The organism is Candidatus Margulisiibacteriota bacterium (assembly GCA_028715625.1).
Taxonomy (GTDB): Bacteria; Margulisbacteria; Riflemargulisbacteria; order GWF2-35-9; family GWF2-35-9; genus JAQURL01.
This window is the reverse complement of the sequence record JAQURL010000047.1, coordinates 8,186-20,227: the sequence shown is the minus strand read 5'-3', so window position 1 is coordinate 20,227 and position 12,042 is coordinate 8,186. Positions and strand designations below refer to the sequence as shown.

2 protein-coding genes are annotated in these 12,042 nt (G+C 34.4%); both read left to right on the top strand.

The genetic code is table 11. From position 1 onward, the window contains the following. Window positions 1-3,769: hypothetical protein (locus tag PHV30_08280; GenBank protein ID MDD5457014.1), on the top strand; the 3,769-nt coding region annotated here is incomplete at its 5' end. Continuing rightward, the coding region (locus tag PHV30_08275) for a hypothetical protein (protein ID MDD5457013.1) at window positions 3,762-12,042 on the top strand (8,281 nt) is incomplete at its 3' end. The genes PHV30_08280 and PHV30_08275, both read left to right, overlap by 8 nt.

Sequence of the window (12,042 nt, the reverse complement as noted above, 5' to 3'; positions counted from 1 at the left end):
TAAAGAAACAGAGACCATTAAACTTATGCCCTGGCTATCTGTTGTAAAACATGATAATTCAATTGAAATAGTAAAGAACATTCAAGATACCGGAGGCGAGTTCCAAAAAAACTTCGGTAATGCTTCGGCCGCCGATGCAGACCTTGATCTTTTGACGGCTCTTATTATGGGACTTCAAAAAGGCTGGGGAGACAGTAATTTAAAAAATTTCATATATTTATACGCTAAAGATTTTATATATCAGGTAATGAAAACATATTCAATAAATGTTGACGGAACCCCTCAAAATTTTTTTCTTATGTCAAAAGGAGCATTTATAGCCGCTGAACAAGATGAAAACGGCTATATCTGGAATTCGTTTTATCCTTCTTATCCTAATTATAAATATTTGCAGTATATTGCTGAATATTTTAAAAATGACAGTTGTACATCTAATTCTCAAGGGTCTGAGTTTATGCATAAACAGTTCAATAAACTACTTTCAGATACTAAACACTTAATGGCAGCCGTGAAGGACAAGTACGACATCAGTTCGGATAAAGCAAAAGTTTTTACATTACCCGAGCACATGAAAATATCCGTTAGAGATAATAAAGAAATTGTTATTAAGGATGCATCAGCGCATAATGAGATGGATAATTATCGCTTATACTGGCGTACGGGAGATCAGGATTTCGAAGCATGTGACGGCAAACTGGATAATAAATGTAAATTGCTTGAAAAAAATAAAAATAGTTATTTATATTATTTAAGCAATATTAAACATTTATCGCCTGATGATGTACCATTAAAATATCATTTTCATTTTACCGACGTTCAGGAAAATGACAACAGCGGTTGGGAATTCTGGAATAATTTTGTTAAGCACTGGAGTTATACACCGGATCAAGCAAATAAATATAAGGAAAAGGATGAGTTCAAAGAACAGGATATAGCAAGTCATCCTGCGGAACTTGCTGTTTTTTATGAAATTGTGCCTCAGGATAAACTCACTGTGATGACGCACTATATGTATGGCGTAGAACTATCAAAAAGTAAAATGAGTGTAGAGAAATCAGTAAAACTTTTCGAGGACACGCTGACCAAATTGATTGATAGGGATGAAATAAATTATGAGTCAACTTTTCTAAGTTATATTGGCGCATACTATTCGGTGGATGTTATTAACAGGATAGCCAATATGTTCTCTGGAAATAAAATACTAGCAAATATACCGGAAAAACTTTCCAACAAATTGATGGACATCAACAATAATACTAATAATATCGAAATAATTTCATATTTTATTCAAACTTTGAGAGTCATGAAAGGTTTGCCAAACAAAGAAATAAAGAAAGCTCTAAACAGAATAATAGCTTCAGCCAAAGATAAAACAAATGTCAAAAATTCTGTCTTGAAAGCATTGTATATGGAAAAAATACTTTTATGGGATGTCCTTGATCCACAGGAGCGCTCTCAGTTGAAGCAGGTGGCTTTAATTTACAAGAAAGCCGGCATAGAAGACCTTAATGATCTGATAGGACTTTTTGACAGCAGGTTTAAAGATCCTGAATCTGTATACCATTATAAACCGTTCAATGTTGTTTTAAGGCGTTATAATTACATACCGTTAAGTCTAACTTTAGGTGATATTCACATAAATTCAGATGCTTTTAAAACCCCGGTCAGTGAAAAAGATTTTGCGGTAATAAATAAATTTGCCCCTAATGAAGTAAAGGATGCTTTGATAAAGGCCGGTTATATTGATAAACAACTTTTTGTTTTAAGGAAATCATTGGTAGATAAAAAATTACAGGACCTGGATCCAAAATTTAACGAAATTAAGGGTCAGATTGGTGATATCCTAAAGAAGGCAATAGGGAATATCGATTATAAAGTAAAAGTACATGACGTAGAGGCAATGTCATTATCAGCCAATCTAAAAGAAATATTGGCCCGTGAAATTGTAAAAAGAGATCTTGTGGATTTATTTTCAATCGATGAAAAAAAAGATTTGTATTTGAAATTTCAAATGTATGTAGCGAAATTGCCGGAATTATATGTTAATTTTGCCATATCTATTGCTCTTTATTCTGATGATATTCCATATGAAAAAAAGGTAAATATTCTAAAAGAACGATTATCGATGCTCACAGATGTTGAACGAAAACAGAATCCCAAAAGATATATTAATAATTATTTAATGCTTTATCAAGCCTATCAGGTTTTGCTGTTTAAACAGCATCACAATAAATTGGAAGAATATGAAGCAAACTCAAGATATCAATTCAAAGAAGCTGAATTCAACTATAATGATTGGCGCTATATTTTAGATAAACTCTATTTTCATAATCAGATACTACTGGCTCCGGATAATTTGGAATTTAAATTTGATACGAAGAATTTGAGCAAAACCGGTAAAGAACAGAATCTTCGAGAAGAAAAAGAACTGATGGAACTTTTTAAGACAAAATTTAACGGGACATTATTTAATAATTTTAAGAAGTTGAGGCCTGACTATTATGCTGATGTCATAACTCAGTCAATAAGTTTGTCATTCTGGACCGATTATGATATTCATAAAAATAATATAAAAGAGTTAAGTAAAAACAGCCTGGATTTTGTTAGATTGTCTGAAAATATGTCATCAAGGTTTATTGAAGATAATAAGAATAGCTGGATGGAGCATTATAGATTTTTTGCACTAAAAATCAGAATGGACATAGAAAACCTGGAGAAAATTAAAAATAAGTTTGGTGATAGCAGCGAATTAGGGATGTTTATAAATAAAGACGGCGAGATTAAAAAAGAGATATTTCTCACATTAGCTAAAGAAAATAATTTGAATTTAGATGAATTATGGCAGGAATTAGTGGACAAAGGGTACATAGTAAAAGCAAAAAATAACTTCGCAGGCAGTATATCAGAAAGATTTAATCCATTAGAACCTTCATTCAAATTTACATTGGACAGTAAATTCAGGGTTATAGAAAAAAATGTAAAAAACATTTTAGAAAGAATTCTTTATATTGAAAGAGTAGACAGATTTAATCCTGAACAAAAGCTACAGGAGATAGAGAAAAACTTAAAATATACCAAACAAGAAAGAATTGATGACGCATACGCTGACTTGCTTTTTACTGAAGCGGTATTGAGAATTTATTTAATTGGAGATAATAAGCAGATAACGCCGGACTTGTTTAAAGGTATTAGGGGTGTTAACCCAGTAGATACTTGGGTTGAACTTATAAAGAAGGGATATCTTACATATTATAATATTGAAAATATAAAAAAATATTCCTTTAAACAATTATTCCCAGACACATCAGAAGAAGAAAAGTCTGAAAAATCTTTTAGAATTTTCAATGAGCTTCGAGTCAAGGGGTATATTGATGACAACGGATTTATTACAAAAAAACTTATTCAGTGCGGCTTCAACCCTGACATCGAAGGATTAAATACTTTTAATAAGGAAATCGTTCAACAAATATTAGTTAATATCAACAAAAAAGTTGAAGTATCAAGTAAATTTGATACAGATAAAGTTTTGAAGCTTGATAAATCTTACATGCAATTTGAACCTGATATAAAAAAAGTGCTTATCACTACAACAAATATAAAACGGTTGCAAGGAATAGAAAATGATCCGATTTTTAAGATAAAAGGCATCGATGGAACTTTTGCGTTTAAGCATGTCAGTTCATATTTGGAGAAATTAATACAAAGTTATAACGATATATTAATGAGGAACAGAAATATTAAAATGAACGGGGTAAATAATAATGGCTGAAGACTTAGATATCAGAATAGTTGTACCGGAAAGAAGACCCTGGGATCACCCCGAGCGACTAATAACCAGTGAAGATAAAAAAGACCCATTAATCAAAAAATATCTTGATGATTTAAGAACAAGATTCAGGGATGGATTGCTTCCAGCCTATTTACCCGATAATTATTATGAATTAATTGACAGAGAGACTCCTGAGGACGCTCTAAGAGTTGTTAACAGAGTGTGCCGGTTCATAGATGATTATTCATTAAATGGTCAGTCCACCGAACGGTATTCAATTAAGGCTTTAAGCAGATTGCAATTAAAGATGAAGACATTGGAATTAGAAGTAAAGCTTTTGGAAAAAAATCCAGAAAATAGAACAAAAAAAATAGAACATCTTTGGAAAGTATTATCAAATTTAGATCCGAGGATAAGAAACTCCGCGTTTTTTCTAAGTGAAAATTATTTGTTCAGTCCGGATAAATGGTATCCAAGACTCTGTTCAGGGACAACATTCAATTGGCTAATTGTGATTTTACGTAATATACCCAAAAAATACTTTAGCAATCCCATGGCGGAGGAAAAAGAGAACGTAAACAATATAGTAAATTTCATTAAATATTTAACCCAAAACATATATAAACAGGATTCCATTGAGGGTCTGTCATTAAGAGCAGTTTTATGCTTCTGGGGCCAGCCATATAATAGTGGAGACAGCTTTGATGTTATTGAAGCGAAATTATTAAAGGTCCAATCTTCTTTAGAGCCTCAAGGTTACGAAACAATTGATGGAGCGAAAAATACTTTACAGCTAAAAACAAACAAGGAGGGTGAATTAAGAGTCTTCCTGAATAATAGAGATTTTAATTCAATAAAAGAAGCTCAAAAATTTACTGGGGTGAGAGAAATTTATCAATATAGTACAGTAATGGAACTTGAGGAAAAATATAATGAAGCTCTTGTGAAACAATTTGCTCTTTATGAAATATATCACCGGAATATAATGTATAAATGTTCGGAAGGTAAATTTGCTGAGGCAAGACAATATTTAAACAAAATACGAGAAGTGAACAAAAAAGAACTTGTTATTACAAATGTTCTTCTTGAACAATTAAAAAACATTATAAATTATGAAAAGTTCCTAACATCCAAGGACGCTGAAAACTTAAAAAAGAATATTTCTGAAGCTGAGATTAAATATCCGAGATTAGATGAAAAAAATAAAGTTACCAAAGAATCAGCTATAAAAATGATGAAGGATAAGGTATGGGGTGAATTATTGTGGAAAGAGCTCATTAATAAAGGTTATATAAAAATTGTTGAAAGTACAGATGTGGCAGTGGTCACTGAAAAATTCAATCCAGAGCATAGCCTTGAAATAGATCAAAAATTTGAATTTTATGAAAAGAGCATTATAAATTTTTTGAGAAATATTCATAGCGAAAAAACTTATAGAGCCCAACTTAAAAATGACAAACAAGGTTATGTTTTTTCTGAAATGTTACAGAAATCTACCCTTAACCATATTTTAGGGCAAGACGATGACTATAAAAAATATCAAGTATTGTTAAAAGAATACGCCGATAAAAGTAATCCCCGGATGAAAGAAGTTGAGCTTTCATGTATTGAAAGTGACTTGGCAATTTATCAGTTCAATAAGATTAAAGACAAAGATAAAGCTTTGGATATCTTAAATAAATCAATTAAAGAAAAAATTGAGGGCAAAAATTTTGAGTCAATGGATATAAGATTTCTATTGTGTGCGCTCAATTATTTCCAGGCTAATGAAAATTATTTGCAAACAAGAAATATAGCCAAAATTCTATCTGAAAAGCGTAAAGATTTCCTCGGAGTTCAAGACAATATAACAATTAATGAGATTATGATGAATGCATCTTATCAAAAAGCAACCTACTTCCCCCGAAAGGTAATCAATTCAATATCAGATATGTTTAAAACTGAAACAACAGTTGGCGAAGACAATAGAAAAATTAACAATAAAGACCTAGTTAAGCCAGCTTTCGATTACGCTAATGAAGTAATAAAAACATGTGAAGGTATGAAGACGGATATCCCATTGTTGTCAAGTAGGCAAGTGATGAATGCTTATAGAGTAAAAGCAGAAATATTAACTAAAGAATACAGCCGAAATAAAAAAGTAAAACAACTTAAAGAAGCTTTAGAATTGTTTATTAAATCAAAAAATATTTATGATTCTGTCATAGCGGAATCGAATAAAACAATTGAAGATACAAATTTATATTATGGAGTGATTAATAATATATTAAATGTCCAATATGAAATAATAAAGTTAGAGAATCCTAAAAAATTAGCTGATTTTATAAGTGGAAAACAGAAGGAGATAAACGAATTAAATTTAAAACCCGGAAGCAACAACGATGAACTAAAAAAAGTGAAATTGAATTTTGCTTATATAAAAGTCAGATATTATACAGACATCAGGCAATATGAATCAGCCAATAAATTGCTTGAGTATTTAACAAAAGGAACGCCTAATGTCCCCGAAACTGATTCATATTTAAAAAATTTTTTAGAACCTGGCGATTTAAAATTGATTGATGTGTTAAGAATGAAACTTAACCAGGCATATATATTAAAAGAAAAAGGAGACATTAATGCTTATAAAATAGCTGAAAGTGTTGTAAAGGCTTTTGACGACGGCAAAGTAGAAATTGAGTCGAATGATGATAAAAAGATTTATCTGGAAGTTTTAATTTTGTTAGTCAAGTTGGAACAAAACATGAAAGAGGAGTCTAACCAAAAAAACAAATATTTTAATATGCTCACAAAAATTATCGATTCTAAACAGCAGATGGAGTACATAAAAGAAAATTTTGGTATGTTTTTTGAGATCTATGAAAGTCTTATCAATGGTATCCTTGACCAGGATAATGAAGATTGCATTGAAAAAGCTCGGGAGTTTATAAATAAAATTACCCCTGCTAATTCCGCCGATTACTACAGCCTGCTTATGAAATTCTACAGTCGGGCGGAGGAACCCCAGAAAGCCATCGAGGCAGCCAATAACATTCTGCGTGACGGCACTCCCGAACAAAAATTCTGGGCAAACCTGACTAAAGCCTATGCCTATATCAAGTTGAAAGACTCAAAAAACGCGGATGAGTCGTATCGGACTACTCTAAATTCAATCGGTGCTTTGCCTGCTGAATCTTTATATGCCAAAGAGCTGGCCAAGCTGCAGATGTCTTATTTCGCTTATAATAATCACTATCAGGAAGCGATCAACTCTGCCGACAGAGCCTTAAGTATTAACGGGATAGAGTTTAAGCCCGGCGAACTTGATGACATAAAAATTCAAAAAGCTTATGCGCTTATCGGGATTATGAAATACCCCGAAGCCAGGAAACTTGGCCTGGAAGTGCTGAAAGGCAATGAAAGTTCTGCAGCATCTGCGGTATTGAATATGATAAACAGCAAAGATTTAAAGGTTACTGAAAAGAAAAATCTGGTTAAAGCTTTCAAACTTTTAGCTGATCAGGAACTGGAAGATGATAAACAGGGCACGGCCTACCTGGAAAAAATGGCTGATTTGATGAATAACAAGAATTTTGTGGAATTTTTAAAGAAATATAAACTTGTTCCGGAAAATTATTTCCTGCTGATAGGCAACTATTACATAAAAAAAGAAAATATACCCAAGGCAGAAGAGTATTTGAAAAGTTTAAGCGGTAATGGATTCAAGGAACAGCCGGAATTCGCTCTGATGCAAGGCAATCTGGAACTCCTGAAAAAGAACCATTATCAGGCTAAACAGGTTTTTGAAAAAATTCTGGCTAAAGCCGGAGCCGAAAACAGCACTGTTAAAATGAAACCGCAAATTGAATTTTTTATCAGGCTGGGACTTTTACGGGCTTGTAATGACCTGAATATCGAAGATCCCAAAGAAAACGCTGCCAGACTGGACGCCTTGAAAAAAGCTGTTCCCAAACATGAACTGCAGTTTGAGATGTTTTCCATTATTAACGATCTGCAGACAGAAAAATATTTTGATCCCAACGATAAGAACGAAAAAGCTGATATAGACAATAAGAATAAAAATGCAAAGGCAGTCGCTGCTTATGGCAAGATAAAAGAGTTATTAAGAAATATAAGTAAAGGTGAAATAAAGATTACCGAAGAAGCACTCACTGATTTGGACTTATATGAAGGATTTGCCCTGAATGGTAAACCTGATTACAGCAAAGCGATTGAAAAGTTTAATGAACTTGTAAATAAGCTGGGCGAACAGAGAAAGTCTCCGAAAAATGGCGAACAGAAAAAGTTGACCCGGCAATACATAGACGCTGTTACCGGCCTGGTTGTAGCCAAGATTGGCGACAAGAAATACGTCAGTGCTGAGGAAATAAACGGTATGCTGAGAGACGATTTGATACCGGTAAATCAAAATGAGGTATTAAGAAAAGCCGAAAAAAATATAAAGCTGGAATCAAACGAAGAAGAGGCGTTGTATATGCTGCAGCAAAGGCAGAAGCTCAAGATTATGGCCTATTTTGCTGCGGGCTATATGAACGAAGCCTTAAAACTGCTTGAAGGCAAAGAATTACAAAAATATAAATATACGGACCAGGATTTAATGGAATTAAAGTTAACCAGAGCCAAAATTCTTAATGAAAAAGACAATTCCATGGAATCCAGGAAAATTATTTATTCCGAGGTGGCGGATATTCAGAGTAAACTAGAAGGAAAAGGCTATAAATCATCTCCGAACGCAAAGGTTTCCGAATTGGAAGCCAAAGTATCGGTAGCTCTTAAAAATCTTCAAACCAAAGCTGATTTAACTGCGATTGATAAATTATTTGTCGATCTTATTAAGAATTTGCAAAACCCCGATTATTCCAAAGAAAAGAAAACAGGTACCAAATATCAGCTTTCTGTTACCAATGCCTTCAGGATTGTTGAGTCTTATATACGGTATATTATGGAAACCAGACAGTTCGATAAAGCCAGAAATTTGCAGGCAGTTTTAAATATGAATAAGAACATCAAGGTTAACACCGATTCACTGGAAGCATTAATAGCTGATATATATTTGGACAAGACGAAAATATGCAAGTTGGAAGATAAAACCGGACTATGCGGTATTATTCAGAAACTGCCGGTTTTCCTGGCAAGTGACCCTTCAGCAAAAACGAGCCTGGAACAGGCTATAAAAGAAGAAGTTAACCTGCTTGAGGTTAATAACGCAAGTAAAGCTAAAAGCAGTAATTATGAAGAACACAGTGTAAAAATGCAGAAGCTCAGTTCTTTACGCAAGTCCCAGCTTTTAGCTGAAGCAATAAAATATATTCAGGAAACTTTAATACCCGAAAAAAAATCAGATGTCACACCAAGAGGAAAAAGCGAACTGGCGGAATATTACGGACAACTGGCTGAAATTTATATCGAGCAGAAAGATTTTGATAAAGCTGCTCAGGCCATAACTGAGGTAAAAAAACTAACTGACGTAATAAAAGATGAATATAAGAGCGAGATAAAGAATTTGGCTGCCTTACAGTTCAGATACAATACAGCCAAAGGTAAAGAACCGCTAAACCTTGTCAGCCAGCAGGATATGGAAAGCTTGTACGCTGATGATAAAAAAGAATACGCTTTGAGAAAAGATATTATAGAAACCCAGGCCAAAGCCCTGAAAGCCAATAAATATAAGCAGGAAGATATAAACAGGTTAAGCGCAAGTTATAATGCCCTGCCTTTAATGTTGCAGTTACGTGTAAGAGAAGAATTTATGGGAATTATGATCAATGCCAAAACTAAAGAAATGAATACGCAGGGTATAAAAGTTGAACCGCAAAATTATCAGCAGGCTTTACAATATTTGATCGGAACTGCGGCCAAGTCAGATAACAGGATCCTGATATTACGGAAAATCCTGAGCATATTTGAAAGAGGCAACGAGCATAAACCAATAAATCCTAATGCGTATTCACTGGTTAAAGCTCAGATTTATTCGGAGATATTCTGGCAGCAATTAAAAGATAAAAATATCGCCGGTATGAATGATGCCTTACAGATGCTTACTATTATCGAATCCCAGTCCAGAGAGAATTATCCGAATTTAAGACAGGACCTGGATAAGCTGTTCGAGACATACAGCACGGCCTTCAGAAAATCAGAGGATTATGACAAGTTAAGAGATGTTCCTGAAGTTCGGGATTATATTACTCCTTTAATCAAAAAATATGAGTTTAAACCCTCTACACAGGGCAGCGATACATACATGATATCTTTCGCTTATAACAAACTCAAAGAAGCTGAAACCAAGCTTTTGGATGTTATACCGTTAAACTTCAATAAGAATGAATATGCCAAGATCAGAGAGCGTTTTAAAGCCGGCGATACAATAATCGAGTTTAATGCCGATGTGGTAAACCAGCTGATGTATTCGCAGGAAATCTTCGGTAAACCGCAAGATTCCGGCAAACAGCCTTTTAAAATTACTATGAACAGAAATCATATTATAATTGCTTACAGAGACGGTACTACCGAGACGATTCCTAACCCTCTGGGTAAAGCCGGTTTTGTGAGAGCAGAACTGAACTGGATATACAAATTGCCTTATCTGGCCAATGCGCAAATGCAGCTGGGCGTAAAATCTACCCAGTCTTTTACTGCGGACGAAAACCAGGCCCTTAAAAATATGGGCGGAGTGGTTCGTAATGTTACTTTGGAGGCCAAACTCTCCAAGTATTTTGAGTCCACCAAGACCAATCTGGAATTTTTATTTAACTATATGCCGCAGGATACCAGACTTATAGGGGTTATTGTTACCGATACAACAGGCAACAGGGCTCAATCCATTTTTGATCAGGGTAAAAAGACAGCTACACAGACGTCGATTTCGCAGGATATAGGCGATTTTAATTTAAGTGCCAATGCCCGCCTGGAAACACCGCATGATAAAAATTACAAAGATACATTCGCTCACAGATGGGCCATAAAATATAAAGATTTTTTTGAAGTATATCAGATGACCATGAAGGGCATGAACGTAACTCATGTCGGTACAAAAACCTATGATAACCGTAAAGTCACAGGAGCCAATTTATCTATTCCTATAGGAAAAAACGTAAAATTATATATCGAAGGCCTGAATGTAAAAAATAAAGTAACACAGGAACAAACTTTGGATGATATCAGCGGTAAGAAACTGGGAGTAGGCCTCCAGTATGAAAAGAAACTGGATGCGGACAACAAATTTACAGCCGGAGTTAAGGCCTTCTGGTTCAAACCAAAGGGCGATGAATATCTGGTAGATAAAAAGGTAATCGGCGCTGAAGTTTATGCGGCTTTGAAGAAAGATATCGGCAAGTTTATCAATTCTATTTTAAATTCTCAGCCGGAAATATATTTTATGGTTGATATAAATGCAAATCCTGAACATAAAGATCTTTATAATCAGCTTCTAAATAACGGTTTGTTAAAAGCCAAAGGCGACAAGCTGGTATGGGCCAGCGAAAAGGATGTGGAGAAAAAACTTGAGGATTTACGTAAAAAAACCAATAACCACGCCTTGTGTCTGAAGGTTAGACAAATTTATTATGATAACAAATTCAGTATGTATATGAGTACTTTAAATCTGAAAAATGATCAGAAAATACTGCTGGATATCTACTGCAAATCCATGGACAAAATTTTTGCAGGCAAGTCCGATCTCAGCGGTTCATCATTGCAAATAAAAGAAAATATGCTGAAAAATTTTTATAAAACATTTTTTGACAGGATCAACACATCTTTGCAAAAGATAAATCTGAATCTGGAAGGTAACTATCAATATATAAGCAACAAGAATATAGTACAGACCAGGAACCTGCTGAACGCCGGAGCCGGTATTATGGCCCAGTTGGATATTCTGGGTGTTAATTTTATGCTGAGTCTGGGTTATCAGTTTAATACCTTGGCGCAAAAAGGCATGCCGGACCTGGGTGTTTATGCCCAGTGGGAAAAACAGCTAAGCCCGGAAACCAAGCTGGAAGTAGAAGCCGGCATAGATATGTTTAATGCCTATTTTGATGTGTCTGTAAGACATGATATAGGAAAGCCGGGTGCGTTTTATCTGCGAGGCGGTACAAAAGCCGAAGTTATATACAGGACCAAGGATGAACAGAAAGAATATTCTGCAGGAGTCAGCGCTACTAAAGGTGTAATTGTTAAGCTTTCGGATGTAAAGTGGGGCGGTAAGGTTATCGAAATAAATGTACCCTTATGGATGCTGCCGCTTACTTTTATACTCCTGCCGTTCAGAATCAGAC